Here is a 24,513-nt window from a genome sequence, read left to right on the forward strand (position 1 = left end):
CCGATACATCGTGCGCGCCCTCCTTTTTTGTAATTAACCTATCTGGTAAATAGGTTGAATGAAGTATAACAGTGCCCACCTGTTTTGTCAATAGATTTTTTGTCGCCGGACTGCAATTTACAGGGTGTCCGCGACTTCCCGTCTCACGTATTTAAAGAGGCTTTTGCCTTTCCATGCACCCATAGCGCCGCTTATTTGCGCCTCCCCCCTTCATTCTACCAATTAACCTATTGACAAAATAGGTTAATTGGTGGTATTTTTATAGTACGTTGTTAAAATCAGATTGCGTGAGGCGTAACTATGATTGTACTGAACCGTTTTGAAAAAGCATGCCGCTGTTGTCCCCTTCAACGGAATACAGCGGTGCATTTCTGCGCTCCTTAATCGAAATTCATTTGGAAACCCAAATGATTTCAAGCGGATGCATCATTGCGATGCATCCGCTTTTTATCTGCTTAATGAAAGAAAGGATTGTGAACAATGTCTATGCAGCTTGATTCGCTTTTGATCCACGGTGGAATTGACGGGGACGCCGCAACCGGGGCCGTCAATGTTCCGATTTATCAAACCTCTACTTATCGGCAAACAGGGCTGGGAGAAACTCCGGTCTGGGAATATTCCCGCACTGGCAACCCCACCCGCACCGCGCTGGAAAAGCTCCTGGCCGATTTGGAGGAAGGCTCCCACGGGTTGGCCTTTGCCTCCGGCATGGCGGCTGTTACCACGGTCCTGAGCCTTTTTCAGCAGGGGGATAAGCTGCTTTTGTCCAGCAATGTCTACGGCGGAACCTTCCGTGTGCTGGACAAGGTTTTTAAAAATTTTGGCATTACCTATGAAATTATTGACACTACCGATCTGTCCTCTCTGCCAGAAAAGCTGACGCCCGACGTAAAAGCCGTCTTGATCGAAAGCCCGGCAAACCCACTTTTGACCGTGACCGACATCGCCGCAGTGTCTGCGCTTTCCCACGAGCACGGAAAGTTGGTAATTGTGGATAACACCTTTATGACACCCTATCTGCAAAGGCCGCTTTCCCTTGGCGCGGATATTGTCATTCACAGCGGCACGAAGTATCTCGGCGGGCACAGCGACGTAATTTCTGGCTTTGTGGTTGTGAAAGACCCGGCACTGGCCGACCGGCTTTACTTTTTGCAAAACTCCACCGGTGGGGTCTTGGGTCCGTTCGATTCCTTCCTCATGCTGCGCGGCATCAAAACGCTGGGCCTGCGCATGGACCGGCATACCTTCAACGCGCAGGTTATCGCCCGCTGGCTGGAAATCCACCCCTCGGTAAAGCACGTTTACTATCCGGGGCTGGAGCGCGACCCCGGCTATGCCATCCAGCAAAAGCAGGCATCCGGGGCAGGCGGCATGATCTCCTTTGAGCTGCATGCAGACTATGACGCCGATCGTTTCTTCCGCAGCCTGCGTCTGGTCACGCTTGCGGAAAGTCTCGGGGGCGTGGAATCTCTCGTGTGCCATCCCGCCACCATGACCCATGCAGCCATTCCAGAGGAGATTCGGAAAAAGGTGGGCATCACCGACAGACTGATTCGGCTGTCTGTTGGAATTGAGAGCGTGCAGGATATCCAGGCGGACTTGGAGCAGGCGATTCAGGCATCAGGAAAGGCGCAAGTATGAACTATGCAGACAGCATTCAGGATTTAATCGGCAAAACACCGATGCTCCGGCTGAACCATCTGGACGTTCCGGATGGCGTGGGCCTCTTTGCCAAGTTGGAGCTTTTCAACCCGGCAGGAAGCGTGAAAGACCGGGTGGGGCAATTCATGGTGGCAGAAGCGGAAAGGAGCGGTCGTCTGCTCCCCGGCGGAACCATCATTGAGGCAACAGCGGGCAACACGGGCATCGGCATCGCCATTGCGGCGCTGAATCAGGGCTACCGGGTTATTTTCGTGGTGCCGGGTAAGTTTTCCATGGAAAAACAGGCTGTTATGAAGGCATTGGGTGCAGAAATCGTTTCCACGCCTAGAGAGGGCGGCATGCAGCAGGCGGCGCAAACAGCGGAATCGCTGCTGAAAACCATTCCCGGCGCCATCTCGCTCAGGCAGTTTGAAAACCCGGCAAACCCGCTGGCCCATTATGAAACAACAGGTCCGGAAATTTACCGCCAGCTGGACGGAAAAATCGACTACCTCGTGGCAGGTGCGGGCAGCGGGGGCACCTTCAGCGGAGTCATGCGCTATTTGAAGGAACAAAATCCCAACATTCAGGGCATTCTGGCCGATCCCATCGGCTCTGCCATTGGCGGCGGAGAGCATCGCGACTATGATATCGAAGGCATTGGAAACGACTTTATTCCCAAAACCATGGACAGTTCCCTGGTGGACCGGGTGATCAAAGTCGGCGATACCGAGGCATTTGACACTGCACGCCTTCTGGCAAAAAAAGAGGGCGTTGTGGCGGGCAGCTCCTCCGGCGCCTCGCTGGCGGCGGCGCTGAAGCTTGCGTCGGACGTAACGCAGGGAAACATTGTTGTGATTTTCCCGGACCGGGGAGATCGGTATTTCAGCAAGAACCTGTTCTGAAAAATGCGGCTCCCTGATGGTTTTCTGATGCAGCATACGCTGCTTCAATAAGCCGTCAGGGAGCCGTCAATTTATCCATGAGGTTTGCCGAATCAGTTTCCGTTCACTTTCCCACCCCGGAGAGGTCTTTCACCACTTCTCCGGCGAGAATCAGTCCCGCCACCGGCGGAACAAACGCGTTGCTGCCCGGCACCTGCCGGCGCTGGGTGCATTTTCGGGCTGTTCCCGGCGGGCAGATGCAGTGGGTCCGGCAGCTGATGGTCATGTCGTCAATAGGCGTCATCGCCGGTTCCCGGGAGTAGACCACCTTTAATTTCCTGATTCCCCGTTTTTTCAGCTCCCGCCGCATCACGCGAGCCAGTGGGCACATAGAGGTTTTATAAATATCCGTCACCTCAAACGCCGTGGGGTCCATTTTATTTCCGGCCCCCATACTGCTGATGATGGGGACACCGGCCCGTCGCGCCTGCTCAACCAGCTCCAACTTTCCGGTCACGGTGTCAATCGCATCCACCACGTAATCATACTGCGTGAAGTCAAACTGCTCCGCCGTCTGCGGGGCGTAAAAGGTTTTGTAGGTGTGGACCACCGCGTCCGGATTGATTTCCTGAATGCGCTGCTGCGCCACATCCACCTTATACTGCCCAACGGTTTTACGGGTGGCAAATATCTGCCGGTTGACATTGGTAAGACAGACCCGGTCGTCGTCGATGAGATCCAGTGTGCCCACGCCGCTGCGTGCCAGCGCCTCCACCGTATAGCCGCCCACGCCGCCGATACCAAACACCGCCACCCGCGCCGCGGACAGCTTTTCCATTCCGTCCGCGCCCAGCAAAAGCTGCGTTCTTGAAAATTGATTTAACATACTTCCTTATATCCTAACTTCCTGCGTTTTCAATCCATCGGTCAAATCTCCGCCGACGGGAATTTCATATATCCTGAATCAGCACCTTCATCTGCCCGCCGCAGACCATGCCCTCATCCTCCGCGTGGTTGCTCATATCCACCATAACGCATTGGCTGCGGCCTGTCCCAATCAAGCGATACGCATCCATCAGAACAGCATTTTCGCTGCATCCGCCGCCAATTGTCCCCACCGCCCGAAAGCTCTGGTCCACTGCCATCATGGCTCCTGATTTCACCGGTGTGGACCCGCCGGTTTCGTAGACGAGCAGCAGTGCTTTCGGGGTTTGCGCATTTGCCAGAAGCTCCAGCAGCGGAAGGTTGATGTCCTCTGTCACAAGCCGTTCGGCTTTTGAGCGGCGGGGGGTATCTTTCCGTCTGGATTGAATGAGTTCCGCCGTAATCGAAATTGCAATTTCCTCCACCGTAAGCGCATTGATATCCACGCCGATGGGCGTGTGGATTTGATCCAGCGCAGCGCCGGAAAAGCCCTCCTCCTCCAGCAGGCGAAGCAGCTCCACGCCCCGCCGTTTCGAGCCAATCATCCCCAGATAGCGTGGAAATTCGCCGTGCAGGATGGTTCGTAGGCAGTCAGCGTCGTGGCGGTGCCCTCTGGTGATGGTGGCAACATAGTCCCGCTTCGTAATTGCAAGCGTTTCAATTGCATCCGGAAACGCGCCGCAAATCACCTCTGCCGCTTCCGGAAATCGCGTGTGATTGGCAAAGGACGGCCGGTCATCCACAACCGTCACCGCAAAGCCGATATCGGCGCAATAGCGGCACAGCGGCTGGGCAATGTGCCCGCCGCCCAGCAAAATCAGCCGTTCCTTCGGGCTAAACGTGCGCAGGTATGTGGCACCCTCAATTTCAAACGGCATGGACGCCGCTTCTCCCGCCCGCACCGCATTCAAAAGCTTCTCAAATTCCAAATGCATCGCAACGCTTCCTTCCCGGCTTCCCCGGCTGCAAAGACGGGGAAACACCGTATTCCGAACTGTCCGGCCTAATGATCTCCCCCAAGGGGTTCTCCGCTCTTCCTATCGGCATCGAAAATGCCGCCAGATCATATCTCTGCGCGGCCAGACAGCGCAGGCCACGAGGGACAGCAACAGCAAGTCCATTTCATCAACATAGTTTGTTTGTTGGTTTTTACAGCGTAGCATATTTTTCGTCAGGATGCAAGAAAAGTGCCTGCTATTTTCATATTGTATTCCCAGCCAAATCATGCTATACTGAGTAAACTTAATATCACAGTAGTGAAAAGCAGCGAAGAGGAGGACATTTTATGGATGAGATTAAAAAAAGCACAGACCCGAAGAGCACTCAGAACGATCATGAATTTGTTCAGGACACGGAGACCGTCGCCTGTTCTGCTGAGTTTGCCAACGGGTGCACGGATGTGGAACCGGACGAACCCGAGCGGCCGTGAATCCGATCGGACAGCCTGCAAGCTGGAAATGCTTGCAGGCTTCTTTTTGACCCGCTTAAAATGGAACAGGCTGCGGCCCTATTATGAGCGTTACGGTAAGGAGAAATCAGCAGTATGGCACGAAAAATTATTGAGCGCGTGGAAACCCATCGGCTTGAGCAGGTGTTTTTGTCTGTGGAGGAGCATATCGCCTATCTGACCCTTCACAATCCCCCCGTGAATATCATCAGCATCGTAATGCAGGAGGAAATTCTCCTGCTGTGCGACTACATCAATCATGACGACGACATCTGGGTGTGCGTCATGCACTCCGATCTGAAAACCTTTTGCGTGGGTGCGGACATCCATCGGTTTTCCCAGAGCATTCCGGGTGAAGACATAACCGGTCCCCAAAAGGTCTATTACGATGGGGCGCAGGCGCTGTATGATTTGCGGGTGCCCCTGATCTGCGCGGTTCACGGGCACTGTGTTGGGGGTGGCCTGTGCTATTCCGCCGGGGCGGATATCTCCATCGCCGTGAAGGACACCCTCTTCGGCGCACCGGAGGCAAAGCTCTGCGTGGTTGGCGGCAGCGGACACCTGTCCCGCCTCCTGCCTCCCCAGATCATGCGTGATATGTGCTACTGCGCCAGCTTTATCACCGCAGAGGAGCTTCACAGCAAATACGGCGGCGTTACCGTGGTGGTGGACACGCCGGAGGAGTTGATGCCCGCCGCCGAGGCAAAGGCGCGGGAGCTGTGTAAGCGTGGCCCGCTGGTGCTGCGGTATTTGAAGGCCTGCATGAACGAGCAGGAGGATCTTCAAATGCACCGTAAAAACGAACTGGAGCTCTCTTATACCCGGCGCATGACCCGCTACACCGATTTTAAAGAGGGCGTCAGCGCATTTCTTGAAAAACGGGACCCGGAGTACTCAGGCCGATAAACAGTCTTGTTGAAACGACTTTACAGGGGCATGGCGTATACGCCATGTCCCGAATATTATTTATCACAAGGAGCCTTATTCTTGGTCAGTCCCAGCAGATAATCAACACTGGTCTTATAATATTTAGCTAAAAAAATCAATGATGAACTTGGAATATCAAGGGCGCCGCTTTCGTATCTGGAGTAGGTTGTTTGGCTGATGTTAAGCAACTCCGCAACCTGCTGTTGGGTCAAATCATTGTCTTCTCTTAAATTCCTAATATGCTGATACATTATCTACCTCTCAGAATACCTCTATGTTATCTTCCGCTCTTATCAATTGCTCCATGTGCTTTTTCATACTCTTCGACGCAATTTCGAATAAGAATCAGAATCTGGCTGTTTGCGGACCGACCCTCATAATCCGCCACAACGTGCAGCTTATTTAGCAATTCATCATCAATCCGAATGGAAAGGCTTTTTGTAGCCATATATTCACCTCAAAATAAATTTAATATATATTTATTTTAGGCTCATTTCATGGTACAATACAAAAATAGATATAAAACATATTCAATTCATATCTATAAAAGGAGCTTTTTATGGCAGACTATAAAGAACTATATCTCAAACTGTTTCGGGCCTCGGAGGAGGCAATCAATCTTTTGATTGCGGCGCAGCAAGCCTGCGAGGAGCTTTACATCAGCCAGCCCGAGGTGGAATTAAAGGTTCTTCCGTTGCCGTCAGAAACAAGAACCACAGAAATGAGACATGATTTTAAATCCATGCCTGCCAGACTGGCAAAAGAAAATGAGCCGTCCTAGGACGGCTCATTTTTTCGGTAAACACCCACAGGCGCTGAAGCAAATGAAATAACCAGACACTCCACGGCCTGAGCTTTGCCAAAGCTACAATGCGCAGGCCCTATTTCCTGCCGCAGATCAGGCCCATTTCCCCCGCCACCAGGGGCGTGCGCAAAAACTTGGGCACAAAATCATTCTGCCGCGTGTCTACAAAACGAATTTCGCTTACCTCCTTGGAAAGCGCCTCCATCAGACCGTCCATATCCGGATAGCTTCTGGGAGAATTGAAAACATCTTCAAAGGAAAAAGGCGCGCCAGGCTTTAAAACACGCAGGGCCTCCTGAATTAGCTTGAGCTTATCCGGCTGAGACGCCACCTCGTGAAACACAAAATTGCTCACCGCCGCGTCAAAGTGTTCGTCTGGAAAATCCAGCTTCGCCGCATCTCCTTTTTGAAAGGTCGTGCGCTCCGCAACGCCTTCCAGCCGCGCATTGGTTTCGCACTGGCCCTGGGCATAGTCCCACATTGCGCCCCAGTAATCCATCCCGACGCAATGGGCCTGCGGATATTTCTTTGCGGCCTTGATGGTCAGTGCGCCGCTGCCGCATCCAATGTCCAGCAGCGTGCCATTTCCGTCCCAGTCCAGATACCGCAGCACATTGTCCAATATCTTCCCCTGAACGCCGCCGCCCTCGTAAGAGAGCAACTTTCGGGCGTGGGCCATGTAAACAAAAAACACCCCCATGAACACCGCCGCCGCCACCAGCAGACCCCGCAGAATCAGAACGGGAACGCTGCCGGGCAGCAAAAAGCTCAGCGCAAACAGCAGCAGCGAAACTGCGGTAATTGTCCCCAAGGTCACCGGCAGTTTTATCGGTATCCAATTCGCATAGTCAATGTTCGTTTGATTTTTCATGCGGAATCCTCCCCTTATACGCCCGTTGAGGGCGGTCTTTCCATTAAAGCACGCTAAGCAGCCCCCAGACCCAACGCTTCGGGCTCACCCCGCCCCAATTTGACCTCCACTATCACCGCGGTTAGAAATAACTAACCACATTTTACCACCGCCCATCGTATAATACAATCCTATCCTCAAAAGATTTTTTGAGGTCCCAAACATGGATAAGTCCAAGCAGCATGCATCCCACAGTTATCTCCCGTTGGGAAAAATAATGTGGTATACTAACTACAAGAGCGGTCCACCGGCAGACCTGCCGAATTTATCCGGACATGCCCCGCAAAACGGAGGCTTTTAAGCCCAGCCCTGTGTTCGGGCCCCACGCAGACCATGAAATGTATCTCTCCGAATCCGGCAGAGACGGCGAGGACGCGCAGCCCAAAATAACGTAAACTTTCAGTACAGGAGATGATGGTATGGATTGGCTTTCCCAGCTCAACGACGCGCTGCGGTATATCGAGGAACATCTGGATGGAGAAATTGACCCGGAGCACACGGCGAAGCTTGCCTGCTGCTCGGCGTTTCACTTTCAGCGGATGTTTTCATATATGGCCGGGGTGCCTTTGTCGGAATACATCCGCAGGCGGCGCATGACGAATGCGGCGTTTGATTTGCAGAACACGGGGGATAAGGTCATTGACATCGCGCTGAAATACGGGTACGACTCCCCCACTGCCTTCAACCGCGCGTTCCAGAGTGTCCACGGGGTTTCCCCCTCCGCCGCTCGGCAGGAGGGCGCAAGGCTCAAGGCCTACCAGCCCATCAGCTTCAAAATTACCATACGAGGTGAGGCTGAAATGAATTACCGAATTGAACATCACGACGCATTCCGCATTGTAGGCCCGAAAATGAGCTGCCCCTGGTCCCCCGAAAAGCAGGAGGGATTCTCCCTCATCCCAAAGTTTTGGGCCGAACACTATCCAAAGGGAACCATCCCTGCATTATGCCAAATCATGAACAGACAGCCCATGGGCGTACTGGGCGTGTGCGCGGGGGACTGGCAGACCGCCGGAAGTTTTGATTACTACATTGCAGTTTCCAGCGACCAACCTGTGCCGGAGGGGATGGAGGAATATGAAATTCCCGCCTGCACCTGGGCGATTTTTGAATGCAAGGGCGCCATGCCCCACGCAATTCAGGCCATGCAGCAGCGTATTTTGACGGAATGGCTCCCCAGCAGCGGCTATCAATACGCCGACGCGCCTGACATCGAGCAGTATACCGACGGTGACCAAAGCAGCGAGGACTATCTCTGCTATATCTGGCTGCCCGTAAAAAAGTAAGCGATTCATTCCACAAAACAAACAGAGGCCGCAGCGATTTTCTTTCGCTGCGGCCCCTTCCCTGTTAATCGTTAAAATCCGTGTTCGCTCAGAAACTTTTCAAATTTTGCGGGGCCAAAAATCTCATTGGTCACATATTCGCCGTTATAGAAAAATCCGTAGGTGGTGAACGGTGTGGGCGCCGACTGGGCCTGCGCCGTGGTTTCAATCTTGTGGACGCTGATTTTTGCGCCTCTTTCCTCCGCAAGCTTCACGATGACCGGCACATATTTGTCCGTGTGGGGGCACTGGTTGGTATAGTATAAAACCATGCCGGTTTCTTCAATTGTCCCAGCTTTTGCGCAGTCTTTAAACCTTGGAACCGGCGCAGTCTCTGCAAACGGCAGATAGTAAAGCACGAAATACGGATGAGCAGTATCGGCGGCCAGAAAGCCCTTTCCCTTGAGATAGGCCGCGTCGGAGAGGAACGGACGCTTTTTCTCGGACGCGATAACGGTCAATCCGCAGCAGCCCTTGGCCTTGGCGTCCTTCATACACGTCTCCAGCAGGCGGCTGGCATGGCCTTTTCCCTTATACTGCCCAGACACCCAGAAGCAGTTGATGTGCAGATACCCCGGTGCATCGATGGGATACCACGCCTTTTCGGCGGGGATATACTCGATAAATACCTTGCCCCGCGCATCCAGCTTTTGAAATACAAGGCCGTCTTCGAAGCGCTCTTTCAGCCACGCTTTTTTAGAAGAAACGCACGTCTCGCCCTTTTTTTCCGTGATGGCGCAGCAGATATGCTCGCGGTCAATATTCTCCGCCGTCACGGCAATCATTTTTTCCATGCCTATGCCTGCCTTTTCTTAAGCTTTCTGCGAATTTGAATCAGCCGCTTCACGTCCTCCAAAACGCCCTCGTCGGTGACACTGAGCATCAGCCATCTGCCGCCCGCGCTGAACGCGGTGTTGGAAAAAAGAGCCCGGGTATATTCCTCGCACAGCGGCATGGTAAGCTCGGCCTCGGTTTGTTCTTTCGCGCCAATCACCACCAGTGCAATAAAAAATCCGTCCATGGGATAGAGGGTGCACAGAGAACGCCCTCCCTTTTGATACTTCACATTCCATCCCCGTTGGGCAGAGCAACTGCTATAATGAAAGCTTGGCTGAACCTCGTAATTTTCATGCAAAAAGCAATTTATTTCAGCCCACAGAGGGCTGTTGATATAGTCCGCGACTTCCTCCGCGGTTGGCTACCTGTCCGGCCCATAGCGCTGTACTCAGTCCATTGCCACCCCTCCCGAATTAATCATATATCAGATAATATGACAACAGTGCGTCATGTTTTTCTTTGCTTTTCTCCTGCTTCTCGGTAATATGCCCGGGGCAAAGCACCTTTACCTCCCGGCCAAGAGAACGCAAAAAGCTGTACAGCCAGTCAGCCTAGGGCGACCGGGCAGGCAATGACAAACACCATCGTCATTGCGACGGATACAGTCCTCGTCAAATCTATCGTAACCCCAATAGGCAGCCCTTCACGACCCGAAGTGTAAGGCGGCCTTGCTCTCCCTCATAGCAGGCTTCCCGTTTAGATACCAATGAGATTGTGCTCATTTTGTTGCGTATAAGTTTTTCTTTAGTTTTTCAATCGCCGGTGTTTTTACCCCGCTTTTTAGAATCAACTTGTCAAATTCACTTTGCAGCAACATCATTTCCGGTCTTGCTGCGGCGCAGTGCTTTGCCATTGTTATTTTTGCAAGGGTGGTCCTCATAAACAAGCAAAATATAACCGTTAGCAGCGGTGTAGGAAGGTTAATCCAACACAGTTTTTCAGGCGCAGGACTAATGCTGTTTTGACGAAGCACTTGAAAGCCTTCTTTCACACCGCTTACCATGTCTTTCACAGCTTTATAGGAATGTCCTAACTTGACATTATCACATTCATAACCGTATAAAGCATTTGCGATACTGGACACCAGCGCGACATGCGTTTTTTGCCATGCATCCATATCGGGATAGAACACAGACGGAATATCAGCATGGTTAAAAATATTGATCAGCGTTTTCACTCGCTCTGTTTTTACGCCGCTGAATTCACCAAATGTTGTTGTTTGAAAAATTCTTTGAAATCCTTTTCCAACAAAGTAATTGATCTCACCATTGTTGAGTTCGCCGCCGGCAGAGGGAAACCCAATCATAAGGCGGCCTTTACCGACAGCATTCGCCCATTTATCGTATCCATCAGCTGTATTCACGACAAAAACAATGCTTTTTGAACAATTCTCAGCTAGTACAGGAAGGATTTCACCCACTTGATTGCACTGCATTACCACAATAATATAGTCGTATCCCATGTTTGGCCGCAATGTGTCGATTGCCTGAACGGGGACACACTCTCGTTTTCTTGTTCGTGGATTTACAAGAATGATACCGTTTCTTTTTATTTCCTCAAGCCGCGCCCCTCTTGCAAGAACTGTAACGTTGATTTTTGAAAGAGCAAGCTTTCCCGCGAAAACACTTCCAATAACTCCTGCTCCATATATAAGTATATTCAACGCTTTTCCCCCCATTTAGCCGATCAACCATACTTGCTTAAGTATATCGTACAAGATCAGAAAAAGCCACATGCAGGTTAAAGTCCTAACATGTGGTTTTTCAATTGGCGGAGAGTTAGGGATTCGAACCCTAGGTCGGCTCAACACCGACACGAAATTTCGAGTCGTTGGAAACCACTGTCTTCCAGTGTCCTCGGGTGGCTTCTGTGAGCATATAGAAACGCTGAAAGCCTTGATTTCATGCGGGTTTACGGGCACAAATGCCGTTGTGAAAAGGCTTTGCAAAAAATCGCTCCAAAAGCAGGTTTTTTGGATAAGTGTGAGCAAGCTGTGAGCGCTCACAGTGTTATCATGCAGAGAAAAAAATCCGCCTTGACAATATATCGCTGGAACGATATACTAATATTGAATAAGCGACTATCGTTTTGACGATGCTAAAATCAGGAGGTGTAGTATGGAACACACACTCACACTTTTTCACGGCTCTCCCCAAATCATTGAGGCACCGGAGCTTGCCAAGGGCAAGCCGAACAACGACTATGGCAGAGGTTTCTACTGTACCGAAAGCATGGAGCTCGCCAAGGAGTGGGCTTGCAGTACCGAAACAGACGGCTTTGCCAACCGATATGCTTTCGAGCCAACCAACCTGTCGGTTTTGAATCTTTCAAGTGGAGAATACCACATTTTAAACTGGCTGTCTATCCTTTTGGAGAACAGAACCTTTCGCATGAGCGGTGACATTGCCCAGCGTGCTAAGGACTATATTTTTGAGCATTTTATGATAGAATACAAGTCTTACGATGTGATCAAGGGCTACCGTGCAGACGATTCGTATTTCTCCTTTGCGACTGCATTTCTCAATAACACCATATCTCTTGCCCAGCTTGAAAAAGCAATGGTATTAGGCAACTTGGGAGAACAGGTTGTTTTGCGCTCGCAAGCAGCCTTTGACAGGCTCACCTTTGTGGAAAGCACTGCTGCACCCAGAGCCATCTATCTGCCCAAAAAGCTGGCAAGAGACACTGAGGCAAGAGCGGAATTTAAACAGGAGAAAACAAAGCCAAGCGTAGAAGATGAGGTTTATATCCTTGACATCATCAGAGGGAGGTGGCAAAACGATGACCCACGCATACAGCGAATCCTACTTGGATGATGCCATGCAAAACATGGGTGATATGCTGGACTATGCCCTTGTGGATTGCGGTTATGCCCCCGATGAGTTTTTTTCTTGGTTTATCAACAGCGGCATTGCCACAAAAATTGAAAATGGTAACCCAAAGTACATTGTCGGAATGTCGGGTGTGGAGCTTGCCCGAGAGGTAATTTTTCTCACCACAGGTAGCTATCCAACCAAGGAAAAAGCCGTTAAGGACTTTGCAGGCTGTGAATACTGGGCAGGGTGGATACTCGCCTATTATCAGTGGTACAGCGGTCTGAGGTTTTCCGACATGGTGGAAAACGGACTTTCCTTGTCCCAGGTGCTCTCCCTTTACATTCTCCACGAGGCTGACCAGAGCAAGTTTGTGGATACCGCAAACGAGATCATCAACCGCCATAGGTTGGAGAAGCCCTCTAATCTGACTACCATCCGAAAGGCAAGAAGGTTTACGCAGGGGCAACTTGCAGAGCAGTCTGGGGTAGCACTTCGCATGATTCAGCTTTACGAGCAACGGCAGAACGATATTAACAAGGCACAGGCAGGTACGCTGCTCAGCTTGGCAAAGGCACTGGGCTGCGAGATGCAGGACTTGATGGAATAGGAGAATTTATGAACGGACAAAACCGCAGTGATATAAAAATCGGTGCCCGGGTGAGCATCGTGCTCAAGGCAGACCAGCGCACAGGCAAGCGAACTGAGGGCGTTGTGGCAAGGCTGTTGACTAAAAGCAACACTCACCCCCATGGCATTAAAGTGATGCTGGAGGACGGTCAGGTCGGTCGAGTGCAGGAAATATTGTAATCTAATAAATAGATGAAAGGCAGATGTCTGGGGGAACTTCCCTTGGACACCTGCCTTTTTCATTGGGCACTTTACTTTTTGACCATCGGAATCCAAACCTCGTATTTGGTGTTTTCGGGATTGGGGTCAAGGTATACCTCCACATCCGGGCCGTCTGCATACTCATAGCCGGAGGTGGGCAGCCACTCGGTCACGATGCGCTGCTCCAGCTGCTGAATCGAAATTCCGCTGCCCTCACCGGGGAAAACCGCCCAAGTCAATGCAGGAACAGTGTATGTTTCAAATTCGCCTGCATCGGCAGTACTGGCAACGGCGATATAATACCGCCACTGCTCTGCCGAGGCATTGCAGGCACTTACCCCGAGTACGCCCATGGGCTGAGCGTTCATTTTTGCACACAGTGCGGGAATGGTGCCATCCTGTGCCGCTTTTCCCCAAAGCTGTGGGACTGCTTCAAAGTTTTTTTCAATCTCTTTGTCCAGCGGGGCGCTGATGCCCACGATACGAAAGGCATCCTTTTTCTCAATTCTGTATTCCATTTGCGCTGCTCCTTTAATGGATATTTGTAAGCCAATGGGAGGAAAGGATTTGATGGTCTGCCCTACCGCCTTCGCCTGTGACAGCGCAAAGCCATGTACGCTTTGGAACGCCCTGTTAAATGCAGTAGGTGATTCATAGCCATATTTTGCGGCAACAGTAATGATTTTTTCCTCGCCGCTTTGCAGGTCGGCGGCGGCAAGGCTCATTTTGCGGCGGCGAATGTATTCCGACAACGGCATTCCTGCCATGTAGCCGAACATCCGCTGAAAATGATAGGACGAGCAGCAGGCGATTTGCCCAAGCTGTTCGTAGTTAATACCGTCCGTCAAATGCTCCTCAATATAATTGATTGCCCCATTCAGTCGTTCAATCCATTCCATTGTGATCGCTCCCTTATTGATAGCTTATCATATTTTTGCAAATATGTCCTCTGATTTGATGCACCAAAATGAGAGGTCATGTTGCTAAGCTTTCCAGACTTTTCCGCATACGCACCAATGGCTCACCGTAGCCCTCGTAGCCCACGCAGTTGCAAATCATATTGTTAATGCTCTGCTCTATTAGCGGCTGCGCTTGCTGTTCCCTGTCGATGCAATAGTCCAAGGCGGCAACATCGTCCCATGCACGATTGAGAAAAGCAACCTCCCGCCGTCCATGAGTCTTGGTAAGCTCTATCTTTCCTGCTGCTTGCAGATAGATTTCTATCAAGTTGTTTTCAATTCCCGCATTGGTAAGGCTGGTGATAAGCCCCTCTAAAAACACCTCGGGAAGACGATTCCACTGCGCTCTCGTCATGCCATACAGCACAAACATGTATCGTGTTTCGCAGTGTACCGCCAGCAGGCAGCTATGGCTATGTAGCTGGATACAATGTAAATCCCAACAGAAACGGCGATGCAATTCCTCTCCATAAGGCAGCCTGTTTATTTTCAAGTGCTTCATTAGTGGAATGGTGAGACCCAGCTGCATGGTTACTCTCCCTTGCTTTTCTTTCTAAGTTTTAAAGAAACACCTTGCTTCTCGGCAGCTTTATTGATTGCATCAACCGCTAAACTCGCACGTTCTTTCAGTGGCATACCAAGGTGATCTTTTGAATTAAGACATTCCATCACTTCATCAAGAGCGGTGAGATTCAGCAAATTTGCAGCGGTAGCAAACAGGTTTTTTCGCCTACCGTCGTTGTAGTTTTCGAGAAGCTGGGTTAGTATTTGGCCTCTTTTATCCAGCTGTACACAATACGCCTTCACACCCACCCGATGGATTTCTTCTAAGTTGCTTTTCTGATGGAGGTGCGTAATAAAGGAATCGGCAGCATCAATGCCATCATATTTCGAACAAGGGTACTCGGGGCAAAGTGAGCAAAACTCCACTTGATGCTCCATACCACAGCGGGCAACGGCACAGCCTTGGTTGCCATCACCACCACCGCATCCGGGGCAATAGCCACCAATATGCATCGTGCAGAGAAGACAGTTAAGCCCGCACAGGGAAACATTTGTGTTCTCTCTTGCAAAGTTTTTCATCTACCTCGCCCCCTAACGATCAATTTAATAAAATCATTATACCAGTTAAGCTCGTCTGTGTGAAGAACGGAGGCGAGCTTTGTTATGTAAAGGAGAAATTTTCATGTCAAGATTATCAAAGAAAGCAAAAGCCGAGTGGGCGTTTTTTATTAACTCTCTCACAGGGAAACGACAGTTTAATCTCTTGTGTCAACATTGCATCTGCGAATGCAAGCAAAGCTATCGTGCCCAAATTCTTGCATGCCCCAGCTATCGGGAGCGTGTTCAAACGGGTGGTACAAACGCCCCACAATCCCCAAACGGTACGCGGATGGGGTAACACCCTACCTGCCTTTGAACGCCCCTTACACGGGCGAACAGGGGCAAAATACGCACCCACGCAGGGGGATTTTGGGCTTGTGTTTGTTGCTCTCGTCCATCGTCCTTCGTCCCCGCCCGAGGCGGTGAGGTTTGCCGCAACGGTGTGTATTATGCTTGTAAACGGCAAACCTCGCGGCGAAGCGCAAGGATGCACTACCATTTCAGCAGAGCGCAAAGCCGCTGGCAAGGGTACGGCGTTTTGCCGTACCCTTGCCAAATGGGGTCCTGGGGTGTCCCCGGGCGCACACCTTGGCAACGCCAAGGTATAGTGCGTTATACCGCCACGACAGCCGCACGATAAAATGCCCGCCCCTCCTTGCAGGGGGCGGGCATTTTGGCGGGCGGGGAAACCGCTGCCGCAATCAGCTTTTACAGATAGGAACAGCGGCTGCGGTTTCCACACTGGCGTGAGTGGTATGTGAAAAAAGCTGACGATTACCACCCATCTTGATTGCAGAGAAAGGAGTTCGATTTTATGCCCTATGCAATTCTGCGATTTGAAAAACGCAAGGGCGGACCGGCATCCGCTTTGGAAAAACATCATGAACGAAAAAAGAGCCAGTATGCAAGCAACCCGGATATTGATACCCAAAAATCATCGGAGAATTACCATCTGATCAAACCGAAGCACAAATACTACGGTGAAATTCAGCTGCGTATTGAACAGGCGCAGAGAGAAAATCCAAAATGCAAGGTTCGCAAGGACAGCGTGAAATTTATCGACACCATTGTCACTGCCAGTCCCGAATTCTTAGCGGAGCTTTCGCCCAAGGACACACGGCACTATTTTGAACACGCACTGAATTTTTTGAAGAAAGAGATTGGCGAGGAAAACATTTTTTCGGCGGTGGTGCACATGGACGAGCGCAATCCACATATGCACCTGTGCTTTGTACCGCTGACAAAGGACAAGCGGCTATCTGCAAAAGAGGTTATGGGTGACCGCAACAAGCTAATTGAATGGCAGGACAAGTTTCACGACCACATGGCAGAGCAGTTTCCCGAGCTGGAACGTGGTCAGTCAGCAGCATCTACCAAACGCAAGCACATTCCGACCTGGCTGTATAAGCAGGCAAACCGTCTAACCCAGCAGATGACCGAGCTGCAAAACGAGATTCAAAGTATTGGCGCTTTTAATGCCCAGAAAAAGAAAGAGGTGCTTACGGAATTATTCAATAAGTGGTATCCCAAGGTCAACGCTTTTGAAAATCAGCTGCGCCCATATCAGAGCCAGCTTGATATTTTAAAGCACAACCAAGCGGTGATGAATTTGGAGAATCAGCGAGCCATGTATAAGGCAGAGCAAGCGGCAAGAGAAAACATCGACCTTGTGCGGGAGCTGTATTCCTATCAGGATTTTGTCGAGTCAATCCCGGAGGATTTGCGTACAGAGCTTATCGCTAATTTTGGAAAACAGCAGTCCCAAACTCATGAGCAAACACAAACACTTTAATTTTAGGAGGAACAATTTTATGAAGTACATCTTGACCATTGATACCGAGAAGAAAGAGATTTCTGTGAGCTTTGACCGTCCCATTTTTCTGCGCACCGGGGACGAGGCCCTTATGGAGCTTGAGCGCCGCAAGCGGATTATCGGCGAATATAAAAATGCCCGTGTGCCTGACTGGTTGCAAGACAAGGTTGCCAGCATTCAAAAACAGTTGGAATGCGAAGTTGTCGATTAGGTGCGTCGTGATTCACGACATACCTCATCGATTGGAAAGGGTGGAACGAATCGTTACACCCTAAAATAAGGTGGTCGTGTTTCACGACTCCCTCTGGCGCAAGGGCGGGACGATTGATCCCACCCTTCTTGTGCTCCACAGATGGTAAGCAACTTACCAATAGTCAAAGGGTGTCCGAAGTGGAACACCCTTTGGCCGATACATACTAATCCATGGTGCCAACCATTTTGTTAATGTCACCCTCGCCGTCCACGAAGGTACCGCCGCCCATGCTACCGATTTTATTTCCGTTTTCGTACATGTCCTCGGCATAGATGCATTCATTCGGTTGATCGTTATCATCTATCCAACCGAAGCCTAAAAAGTAGAATTGCTTTTGCCCGTTTACCACACGGGTATCACCCACTTTAGGTGTAGTGATTTGATTGTTTTGCGGTAAGGTGACTTCCTCTGCTGGTGGCTTAAAAAAGGCTTTGCCTGAGTGCTTGTTTTTGCGATTTTCTCGGGAACAACACTGGTTTTGGAACTCTCAACCTCTTGAGGAGGGGTAACTGTCCTAAGGGGGACTTCCTTGTCCGCTTTCCCCTTATCCATCGAGGGAAAGTCGGAAATTAAGCACTCAGAAAATTGAGGGATGCTCGGCTGGGTGCACGATGGTTTTGAAATTGCCTGCGGCGGTTTGGCAATTTGCGTTGCCAATAAAATGGCACAGGTAACGCTCGTCAAGAATACGATTTTAGCTTTCATCTGCGGACTCCTCCTGTTCCATAAGACAACGGCCGCCTGCATTGAGCTGCTGCTCAAACAAACGACCGTTGTCAATCATATTCAACTGTGTGCATAACCGCCATGCAAGCCAGAATCCGCATTCAAAGCTTTCTCTGGCACGAGCCCCGGCAATCAAATCCTTGTTGTCGATGATACGCAGAATCAGCTTTCGCTCCGGCTTTTCCAAGCTTCGGATGAGCGCTTTGTGTGCATTATCAATTTCGGCTTGCGCTGTAGGGTCTGGAACAAAATTGTTGTAGCTGTCGTACAGTTCCTCTAAAATGGTTTTCATTGTGTGTCGCCTCCTTAGCAACACACAATATCATGTATGATTTAAGAAGTCTACAACATATTCCATTCACAAATTGGTGGGGATATACTGTAGCTTGGGTTGTGATAAGTCCATTAACTATCATCGTCCCATCTCCAAGTGAGGAAATCGAAACGCACGCCATATTCTGTTTTATGGATATCGGTGGGTGGACGATGGTATAAAAAAGACATATCACCCCCTGGCGGAAGATATGTCTTTTGGTGAAACAGTTTAGCCCTAATACGAATATTTTTTGTGTTTGCAATGGCTTTGTATTAGAGTGTAGTTTGTGAAATAAATTACCACTAAAACAGTGTTATTTGATTTTCTTTAAGCGATTTAACTGCACGTTCATTAACCTTATCGTCAGCAGAAAGTTCACTACACAATAATGGTGAATCCGGACGATAGAGCAACGAGTTCTTTTGAACGGTTGTTTGATTGTGATTTGCATAGCAGTATTTGCAACCATTCAGGCAAGTGTTATAAAGCCCAATATCTATGCTTGCAACACATCCACATTCAAGCCGCTGATTAGGATCTTTCGTGGTATTGATTTTACAACCAATAATTTTTTCAATGAGCTTATCATCAATGCATCGTGCATGTGTAATTTTAAAGTCATCAAGCTCAATATCCTCGGCACATGTATCCATCTTTAAATTATATGAAAACGCTATCTCGGATAAAGCCCGTGCTATTTTTCTCTTTTCGTTAATAGACATACTAGAAATTTCAAGGCTTTTTACGTTGTTGGCAATGTTCTTGTAAAAATCAATAAAGCTGATGGTGCATTTCTCTGTATAGCCGCTCAGCTTCGATGCGAGCTTTTCAAAGTAGGTAATGTGGTAGTCCATTGTGTAATTGGTGTTCAGAAGTATTGGGTCATATCTCCAAACCACACGTTCCGGGCCTATCTTGTCGGAAAGGCGTTTAAATGTTTCCACAACCTCAGTACCCTTAGATGGAACATTCTGCTCCACATCCTTGCCATAAGCATTTAAAGTGAACTGAAAATAGTAGTTGTACTCCTTTAATTTGTCAAGTCTATCCAGCATCGGTGCTGGATTTTTTGTCCAGAATACAATGCAGTCTACAACATCAGGGGACAGGTTTATCTTGCTCACCTGATGTATATTCATTGGATTTCTCACCATCACATACCCATCTTTGATGCGGTTATAAAACCAGTCAGAATAGTATGATGGTATATCTGTACGTCTGCTTGCACTTATTATCATCTAGTTCACCTCTATTATCAGCATGGCACTATTATTGCATGTACATGAAGAATATTGATATTTGATATTACCATACTCCTCGGAATCTTTTCTGTGGCTATACCTATCTCGTCCTAAACCTCCATTTGAATGAGCACTGAAAGCATAGGCTGTGCCTTCATACCCTGCTGACTCTAATTTATCAAGAAAAGGATAAAATTTATCTCTCCCCTTATTCATTGTATCAATATCATTAAAAATAAAGAGAAATGGGGTTTTGGCTCTTCTATGCCCCAAAACATTTTCAATTAACATATCATATAAATGATTAATGGCACCAATTTGTGCTGTGTTATAAAGGTGTGAAATCAAAAACTGCATTATAACAATATTCCTGCCATGAAATCCTTCATTGAGAATATTAAAGGCATCTTCTCGATATAGTTTTGCACAAATATTTTCTGACGTTTCAGAATATTTTTCTATCTTTTCATGGATCTTCTTCCACAATTTATTTCTGTCAATTCCTTTATATCCAATTCTCTTTCTGCCAGCAATTTGCTCAAAAGCCATTAAGTCAGGTGCCGAACCGCACCCGATTGACAGTATATTAAATCGGTCATATTACGAAAGATCAATTTTTAAGAGTGCAAATTTAATATTTCCCATATATCTGCTGGAGTATTTCATTGTGTAATGCAGCAAAAGTCTCCCACACTCATAGTCCTTTCTTTTATCGCAACCACCATAATGAACCTCATCTAAACAGGTGTTACAACTTCCACTACACTTATTTGAGGGGTGATTACAGTCTGCACACACTTCTCCCGGATTCTCATCTGCGCAGCGCCTTTGACAATAACCAGTAATAACATCGTAAAGCATACGCTTACCTCACTTACCACTTAGTAATCGATAATATTGCATTTATCTTCTTAAATGGAATTACCAGCTCTGTTGGCGGTGTTTTTGCATGTCCCCAAGTACCATGTGGCACTTTTATATACTCGTCTTTGGGTGGTATGTAGTTATCAGCAAAGCATTTGTGAGCGATGCTCTGCGGTGGCAAGGGTTGCCCTTTGTACAGGGTAGGCTGTTTGCAATGAGGGGACTTGATAGCCCACTGCACAATGCCATTTACCGCCCACACTGCCCTAAAGCTACCTTGTAGAAAAGTAATTGTACGTATCACTGTGGTTTGTATTGATACGGCGTAACTGCTTGCGATGCCGCTTATGGTTGTGAAATCATAGTTATCGTCGCTAACCAATAGCTCCATCTTGTCTTGCGGTAAAAGAAAAGCGGCAGCAAAGCGGTTAGCTTCCACCTCGGACGGTTTGTTTGCTATGTCGGTCGTGAAAATGTCGTTGCTGGAGCACTCAAACTTTTCTCCCGGGTGCTTTAAGAAAAAGTGACCTAACTCATGTGCTTTGGTGAAATTTATGCGGGTGGGGATTCCGCAGTCGCTATTTATGAGGATGTAGTATTCGCCATCAATTTTGTGCAGAGCACCCGAGTATTTTGCATCGTTGTACGGATATTCGTCCCACTTGATGCCCCTTTTTTCACAGATATGAGGAAAGTGCAGAATTGGAATATCAGTGATGCTAAAATCGCTTAAAACCTGTGCTGCACATTGTTCCGGTGTCATCGCTTCTTCCTCAAAAGAGCAAGGCGCTCCTGTTCTTTGCTTCTTGTTTCGGGGCTTATTTCGTCGGCTCTGGCGGCGATTAGGTGCTCGTGTTCTTCCGCTGTTTCCACAGGGGTAAATTTGATTACCTTAGCCAAGCGTTTTGGCAGCTGATATTGTTTCAGCTTGTTCTCATCTGCTAAAACATCACATAAGGCGAGCAACTGTTCAACTTTTTCAACAATGCGCTGCTGCTCGGCAAGTGGTGGAATTGGAACGATGTAGTTTTTTATTGTTGAGGTTGACAATTCCTTTTGCTTCGTACTCCCCTCAGACTTATCTTCAATGACATTTTGAACGAATGGACTTGAGAAATACTTTAGCAGATATACACTCAAAACAAAGCCTCCGAATGGCCTAATTACAGTCACATGACTATCCGCCACAGCAACGCCATATGGATTTAGTCTAGTTTCATACATGGCCATTCTTCCAAGCGTTCCTATACCAGTTGAATTCCACATGAGGTCGCAATCTTGAAGCATCCGTTCTTTAACATATCCGTTGATACTATCTGGGTCTATAAATTTTGCTTTCTCAATTGAAAACCCCTCCCATTGGTTGCATTTTTGCGCTATGACAGGGATTTTTCTTACATCAGAGTATTTTGGAGATTTTCCTCGCTGAATATATGCACATAACTCATCAAGCCTTGCCCATTCCCAACTATCGGGAATATCAAAAGGTTTTTCCTCATCTGTAATCCGAGTAAGCAATTTTTCGGCTTTGATTTTCTTTTCCTTGATAAGCGTTGCTTTTTCAGCTTTAATTTTCTTGAGCAACTCACTTGCAGGCTCATCAGTGTCATCTTGTGGTACAAGCTTACCCTGCACAGCAAATTGAAGTACAGACTTTTTCAAGTCTTGTGGGAATTTTGTTTCCAATGCAGAAAGCTCTTTTTCGTAGCTGTCATATTGCTCAACAAGTGGCATTAATTGCTCAATTTTTTCAACTATGCGCTGTTGTTCCGCAAGGGGTGGGAGGGGGCAAAGGGCATTCTTTAACATATCTTGCGTTACTTGATTTATGGTTGTTGTATTAGCTCCTTCTAATTGCAAACGAAAAACCATTGAATTGATAAATAACTGTATATATGGATTGCAAATGCTCCTGTAAATAGCCATAAAGGCACCAAATGTCATATTGTTGCATTCAATAATTGCTGATTTACCTACAAGTTTTCTGCTCCCATTTCTTGCGCAAATAAGGACATCACCAACTTGAACCATAAGTTTTTCACTTACAGATTTGTTAACTCTCAACAAATCATCATAACATATCCGTCCGTTTTGTATATTGTTAGAACGTAATACTGGAATACCTTCGTTAGAAACTTCACTGGGCTTATACGTTAGGCCAATATTGGTTTCACCAATCTCTCCAAGCCTTACCCATTCCCAGCTATCAGGAATATCAAAAGGTTTTTCCTCATCTGTAATTGGAGCTAATGGTTTTTCAGCTTTAATTTTCTTTTCTTTTATTAGCTGCGCTTTCTCCGTTTTGATTTTCTTTAACAGCTCATTTAGGGGTTCATCATGTGGATTTTGTGGGACAAGCTTTCCCTGTACTGCCAATTGGAGAATAGCATTTTTTAAGCTTTGCGCTTTCATTGTGCTTCCTCCAGTAGTTCCAAAAGCTCGGTAAGGATGCCTTCTATTTTTTCATTGAGCTCAGTTTTCTTTGTGTGGTACTGCTCCAAAAGTTCTTTCGGCTCTAAAATTTCTTCTTCTTCATGGGGAAAACCACACAAATCAAGGTTATAATTTTTTGCTTTGAGTTCATCAACGGTATAGCATTTTGCTTTGTCAAAGCCATCCTCGACAATTTTTACGGGGTTTTCAAGCCATTGCAGAACAGGTGCAAAATGGTCCGCTTTTATGGGCTTTGTCTTTGAAAAGTTCTTGTATCCGCTGGGCATATCCATGCGGTAAAACCAAGTTTTTTCGGTGGATTTCCCTTTTTTGAAAAACAACAGGTTTGTTGTGATAGAGGTATAGGGTGCAAAAACACTATGAGGCAAGCGGATAACCGTGTGCAAATTGCACTCGGTCAACAGCTTTTCCTTAATGGCAGTTTTGGCATTGTCAGTGCCAAACAAGAATCCATCCGGCAGCACAATTCCGGCACGACCGGTTCGTTTTAGGCGATAGAGGATTAGCGAAACAAACAAATCGGCTGTTTCACTGCTACGAAGTTCAGGCGGAAAATTATTTTTAATACTATCCTTCTCATTTCCGCCATAGGGAGGATTCATGAGGATCACATCAAAGCAATCGCCCTTGCTCTCTTTGTATTCTTTTACTGCTTTGTCGAGACTGTTTCCATGATAGATTTTGGGATCATCAATATCATGCAAAAGCAAGTTCGTGACGCATAAAAGGTGGGGCAGTGCTTTTTTCTCAACTCCGAATACCGATTCATTGTATTTTTCTTTGTCCTCAGGTGTTCTAACTTGTGGAGAAAGATAATTTAAAGCAGAGGTTAAAAAGCCACCGGTGCCGCAAGCAAAATCGGCTATTTTATCATCAATGGTGGGCTTAATCACCTGCACCAAAAAGTCAGTGACTGCGCGTGGGGTGTAGAACTCGCCTGAGTTACCGGCACTTTGCAAGTCTTTTAGAATATTTTCATAGATTTCCCCAAAGGCATGGCGCTCCATATGCTCTGTAAAATCAATTTCGTCCACCACATTCACCACTTGACGCAGGAGGACACCATCTTTCATATAGTTGTAGGCATCTTCAAAGGCATTGCGAACAATCAGTTTATGCATGGGTGTAGTGTCGTCCACCTCAATTGCTTTCAGATGGGGAAAAAGCTCGGTATTGACAAACTCAAGCAGTTTTTCTCCAGTGAGTGCGTTTCCGTCTTTTTCATCGACTGCCCAGTTTCTCCAACGCAGATTTTCTGGGATAATTGAGGTATAGTTATCTCTGTGCAGCTCCCAAATCTCTTCCTTGGCATCGTATATTTTGAGAAATAACAGCCATGTCATCTGCTCTATCCGCTGAGCATCGCCGTTAACACCTGCGTCATTGCGCATAATGTCCTGTAATCGTTTCACAAAAGTACCCATATTCATTTCTCTCGA

General features: G+C 48.1%; 28 protein-coding genes and 2 pseudogenes. 11 read left to right on the forward strand and 19 right to left on the reverse strand.

Annotation, left to right across the window (positions count from 1 at the left end; translation table 11 throughout):
- The first annotated feature begins 486 nt into the window (after nt 1-486).
- Entirely contained in the window at nt 487-1,641 is a 1,155-nt protein-coding gene (locus tag ABVS15_RS07040) for a PLP-dependent aspartate aminotransferase family protein (protein ID WP_369283263.1), read from the forward strand.
- Complete coding sequence (locus tag ABVS15_RS07045; protein ID WP_369283039.1) at nt 1,638-2,546, forward strand: PLP-dependent cysteine synthase family protein; 909 nt, start codon at nt 1,638-1,640, stop codon at nt 2,544-2,546. Before ABVS15_RS07040 ends, ABVS15_RS07045 begins: the two co-directional genes overlap by 4 nt.
- 103 nt (nt 2,547-2,649) lie before the next feature.
- Here the strand turns inward: ABVS15_RS07045 and ABVS15_RS07050 are convergent, their stop codons facing one another.
- Both ABVS15_RS07050 and ABVS15_RS07055 read right to left on the reverse strand, forming a co-directional pair.
- Entirely contained in the window at nt 2,650-3,411 is a 762-nt protein-coding gene (locus ABVS15_RS07050; protein ID WP_369283040.1) for a ThiF family adenylyltransferase, read from the reverse strand.
- Nucleotides 3,412-3,475: 64 nt separating this feature from the next.
- Nucleotides 3,476-4,384 carry an XdhC family protein gene (locus ABVS15_RS07055; protein ID WP_369283041.1) on the reverse strand — a complete coding sequence of 303 codons (909 nt, stop codon included), beginning with the start codon at nt 4,382-4,384 and terminating at the stop codon, nt 3,476-3,478.
- A gap of 350 nt (nt 4,385-4,734) precedes the next feature.
- Here ABVS15_RS07055 and ABVS15_RS07060 point away from each other — a divergent pair, with 350 nt between their 5' ends.
- Together ABVS15_RS07060 and ABVS15_RS07065 are read left to right on the forward strand one after the other, a co-directional pair.
- The gene (locus tag ABVS15_RS07060; RefSeq protein ID WP_369283042.1) at nt 4,735-4,878 is read left to right on the forward strand and encodes a hypothetical protein; all 144 of its coding nucleotides are present in this window, start codon (nt 4,735-4,737) and stop codon (nt 4,876-4,878) included.
- Nucleotides 4,879-4,992: 114 nt separating this feature from the next.
- On the forward strand, nt 4,993-5,802 hold the full coding sequence (locus tag ABVS15_RS07065; RefSeq protein ID WP_369283043.1) for an enoyl-CoA hydratase/isomerase family protein: 810 nt from the start codon (nt 4,993-4,995) through the stop codon (nt 5,800-5,802).
- Nucleotides 5,803-5,858: 56 nt separating this feature from the next.
- Here the strand turns inward: ABVS15_RS07065 and ABVS15_RS07070 are convergent, their stop codons facing one another.
- Both ABVS15_RS07070 and ABVS15_RS07075 read right to left on the reverse strand, forming a co-directional pair.
- Entirely contained in the window at nt 5,859-6,074 is a 216-nt protein-coding gene (locus tag ABVS15_RS07070; protein ID WP_369283044.1) for a helix-turn-helix domain-containing protein, read from the reverse strand.
- A 26-nt stretch (nt 6,075-6,100) separates the two neighbouring features.
- Nucleotides 6,101-6,271: a hypothetical protein gene (locus tag ABVS15_RS07075; RefSeq protein WP_312611644.1), complete on the reverse strand. Its 171-nt coding sequence runs from the start codon at nt 6,269-6,271 to the stop codon at nt 6,101-6,103.
- A gap of 111 nt (nt 6,272-6,382) precedes the next feature.
- On the opposite strand from ABVS15_RS07075, the gene ABVS15_RS07080 reads away from it, so the two are divergent.
- Nucleotides 6,383-6,604, forward strand: coding sequence for a hypothetical protein (locus ABVS15_RS07080; protein WP_369283045.1), 222 nt, complete (start codon nt 6,383-6,385; stop codon nt 6,602-6,604).
- Nucleotides 6,605-6,704: 100 nt separating this feature from the next.
- On the opposite strand, the gene ABVS15_RS07085 is transcribed toward ABVS15_RS07080, so the two are convergent.
- Nucleotides 6,705-7,499: a class I SAM-dependent methyltransferase gene (locus ABVS15_RS07085; RefSeq protein WP_369283046.1), complete on the reverse strand. Its 795-nt coding sequence runs from the start codon at nt 7,497-7,499 to the stop codon at nt 6,705-6,707.
- A 458-nt stretch (nt 7,500-7,957) separates the two neighbouring features.
- On the opposite strand from ABVS15_RS07085, the gene ABVS15_RS07090 reads away from it, so the two are divergent.
- Nucleotides 7,958-8,824 (forward strand): GyrI-like domain-containing protein, encoded by an 867-nt coding sequence (locus tag ABVS15_RS07090; RefSeq protein WP_369283047.1) that lies wholly within the window; start codon nt 7,958-7,960, stop codon nt 8,822-8,824.
- A 71-nt stretch (nt 8,825-8,895) separates the two neighbouring features.
- On the opposite strand, the gene ABVS15_RS07095 is transcribed toward ABVS15_RS07090, so the two are convergent.
- The 3 genes and pseudogenes from ABVS15_RS07095 to ABVS15_RS07105 form a co-directional block, all read right to left on the reverse strand.
- A complete protein-coding gene (locus ABVS15_RS07095) occupies nt 8,896-9,657 on the reverse strand; it encodes a GNAT family N-acetyltransferase (RefSeq protein ID WP_369283048.1) in 762 nt (253 codons plus the stop codon).
- 2 nt (nt 9,658-9,659) lie between these two features.
- Nucleotides 9,660-10,049: pseudogene (locus tag ABVS15_RS07100) on the reverse strand (DUF3788 domain-containing protein); the annotation flags it as partial.
- Nucleotides 10,050-10,418: 369 nt separating this feature from the next.
- Complete coding sequence (locus ABVS15_RS07105) at nt 10,419-11,363, reverse strand: ketopantoate reductase family protein (protein ID WP_369283049.1); 945 nt, start codon at nt 11,361-11,363, stop codon at nt 10,419-10,421.
- A gap of 454 nt (nt 11,364-11,817) precedes the next feature.
- Here ABVS15_RS07105 and ABVS15_RS07110 point away from each other — a divergent pair, with 454 nt between their 5' ends.
- The 3 genes from ABVS15_RS07110 to ABVS15_RS07120 are packed head-to-tail and all read left to right on the forward strand — an operon-like array spanning nt 11,818 to nt 13,323.
- Nucleotides 11,818-12,516 carry a DUF3990 domain-containing protein gene (locus ABVS15_RS07110; protein WP_369283050.1) on the forward strand — a complete coding sequence of 233 codons (699 nt, stop codon included), beginning with the start codon at nt 11,818-11,820 and terminating at the stop codon, nt 12,514-12,516.
- Nucleotides 12,482-13,123 carry a helix-turn-helix domain-containing protein gene (locus ABVS15_RS07115; RefSeq protein ID WP_369283051.1) on the forward strand — a complete coding sequence of 214 codons (642 nt, stop codon included), beginning with the start codon at nt 12,482-12,484 and terminating at the stop codon, nt 13,121-13,123. The genes ABVS15_RS07110 and ABVS15_RS07115 overlap by 35 nt, the downstream gene beginning before the upstream one ends.
- An 8-nt stretch (nt 13,124-13,131) precedes the next feature.
- The gene (locus tag ABVS15_RS07120) at nt 13,132-13,323 is read left to right on the forward strand and encodes a YwbE family protein (RefSeq protein ID WP_369283052.1); all 192 of its coding nucleotides are present in this window, start codon (nt 13,132-13,134) and stop codon (nt 13,321-13,323) included.
- 71 nt (nt 13,324-13,394) lie between these two features.
- Here ABVS15_RS07120 and ABVS15_RS07125 read toward each other — a convergent pair whose 3' ends face one another.
- From ABVS15_RS07125 to ABVS15_RS07135, 3 genes are all read right to left on the reverse strand, one after another.
- Complete coding sequence (locus ABVS15_RS07125) at nt 13,395-14,243, reverse strand: GyrI-like domain-containing protein (protein WP_369283053.1); 849 nt, start codon at nt 14,241-14,243, stop codon at nt 13,395-13,397.
- Between the two features lie 76 nt (nt 14,244-14,319).
- Complete coding sequence (locus ABVS15_RS07130) at nt 14,320-14,832, reverse strand: hypothetical protein (RefSeq protein ID WP_369283054.1); 513 nt, start codon at nt 14,830-14,832, stop codon at nt 14,320-14,322.
- Nucleotides 14,833-14,834: 2 nt separating this feature from the next.
- Nucleotides 14,835-15,386, reverse strand: coding sequence for a DUF3795 domain-containing protein (locus ABVS15_RS07135; RefSeq protein ID WP_369283055.1), 552 nt, complete (start codon nt 15,384-15,386; stop codon nt 14,835-14,837).
- 835 nt (nt 15,387-16,221) lie between these two features.
- On the opposite strand from ABVS15_RS07135, the gene mobV reads away from it, so the two are divergent.
- Together mobV and ABVS15_RS07145 are read left to right on the forward strand one after the other, a co-directional pair.
- Nucleotides 16,222-17,199 carry a MobV family relaxase gene (mobV, locus tag ABVS15_RS07140; RefSeq protein WP_369283056.1) on the forward strand — a complete coding sequence of 326 codons (978 nt, stop codon included), beginning with the start codon at nt 16,222-16,224 and terminating at the stop codon, nt 17,197-17,199.
- 19 nt (nt 17,200-17,218) lie between these two features.
- Nucleotides 17,219-17,431: a hypothetical protein gene (locus ABVS15_RS07145; protein ID WP_369283057.1), complete on the forward strand. Its 213-nt coding sequence runs from the start codon at nt 17,219-17,221 to the stop codon at nt 17,429-17,431.
- Nucleotides 17,432-17,756: 325 nt separating this feature from the next.
- Here the strand turns inward: ABVS15_RS07145 and ABVS15_RS07150 are convergent.
- From ABVS15_RS07150 to ABVS15_RS07185, 8 genes and pseudogenes are all read right to left on the reverse strand, one after another.
- Nucleotides 17,757-17,837: pseudogene (locus ABVS15_RS07150) on the reverse strand (hypothetical protein); the annotation flags it as partial.
- Complete coding sequence (locus ABVS15_RS07155) at nt 17,816-18,178, reverse strand: hypothetical protein (RefSeq protein ID WP_369283058.1); 363 nt, start codon at nt 18,176-18,178, stop codon at nt 17,816-17,818. The pseudogene ABVS15_RS07150 and the gene ABVS15_RS07155, both read right to left, overlap by 22 nt.
- Nucleotides 18,168-18,491: a DUF6809 family protein gene (locus ABVS15_RS07160; RefSeq protein ID WP_369283059.1), complete on the reverse strand. Its 324-nt coding sequence runs from the start codon at nt 18,489-18,491 to the stop codon at nt 18,168-18,170. The genes ABVS15_RS07155 and ABVS15_RS07160 overlap by 11 nt, the downstream gene beginning before the upstream one ends.
- Before the next feature lie 326 nt (nt 18,492-18,817).
- Nucleotides 18,818-19,753: a DUF1848 domain-containing protein gene (locus ABVS15_RS07165; RefSeq protein WP_369283060.1), complete on the reverse strand. Its 936-nt coding sequence runs from the start codon at nt 19,751-19,753 to the stop codon at nt 18,818-18,820.
- Nucleotides 19,754-20,305 (reverse strand): hypothetical protein, encoded by a 552-nt coding sequence (locus tag ABVS15_RS07170; protein ID WP_369283061.1) that lies wholly within the window; start codon nt 20,303-20,305, stop codon nt 19,754-19,756.
- 325 nt (nt 20,306-20,630) lie between these two features.
- Nucleotides 20,631-21,383: an ImmA/IrrE family metallo-endopeptidase gene (locus tag ABVS15_RS07175; protein ID WP_369283062.1), complete on the reverse strand. Its 753-nt coding sequence runs from the start codon at nt 21,381-21,383 to the stop codon at nt 20,631-20,633.
- Nucleotides 21,380-23,032 (reverse strand): restriction endonuclease subunit S, encoded by a 1,653-nt coding sequence (locus ABVS15_RS07180; protein ID WP_369283063.1) that lies wholly within the window; start codon nt 23,030-23,032, stop codon nt 21,380-21,382. The genes ABVS15_RS07175 and ABVS15_RS07180 overlap by 4 nt, the downstream gene beginning before the upstream one ends.
- Nucleotides 23,029-24,498: an N-6 DNA methylase gene (locus tag ABVS15_RS07185; protein WP_369283064.1), complete on the reverse strand. Its 1,470-nt coding sequence runs from the start codon at nt 24,496-24,498 to the stop codon at nt 23,029-23,031. Before ABVS15_RS07185 ends, ABVS15_RS07180 begins: the two co-directional genes overlap by 4 nt.
- Nucleotides 24,499-24,513: the final 15 nt, after the last annotated feature.

It is taken from the genome of Oscillibacter sp. GMB15532 (assembly GCF_041020825.1).
Lineage (GTDB): Bacteria > Bacillota > Clostridia > Oscillospirales > Oscillospiraceae > Oscillibacter.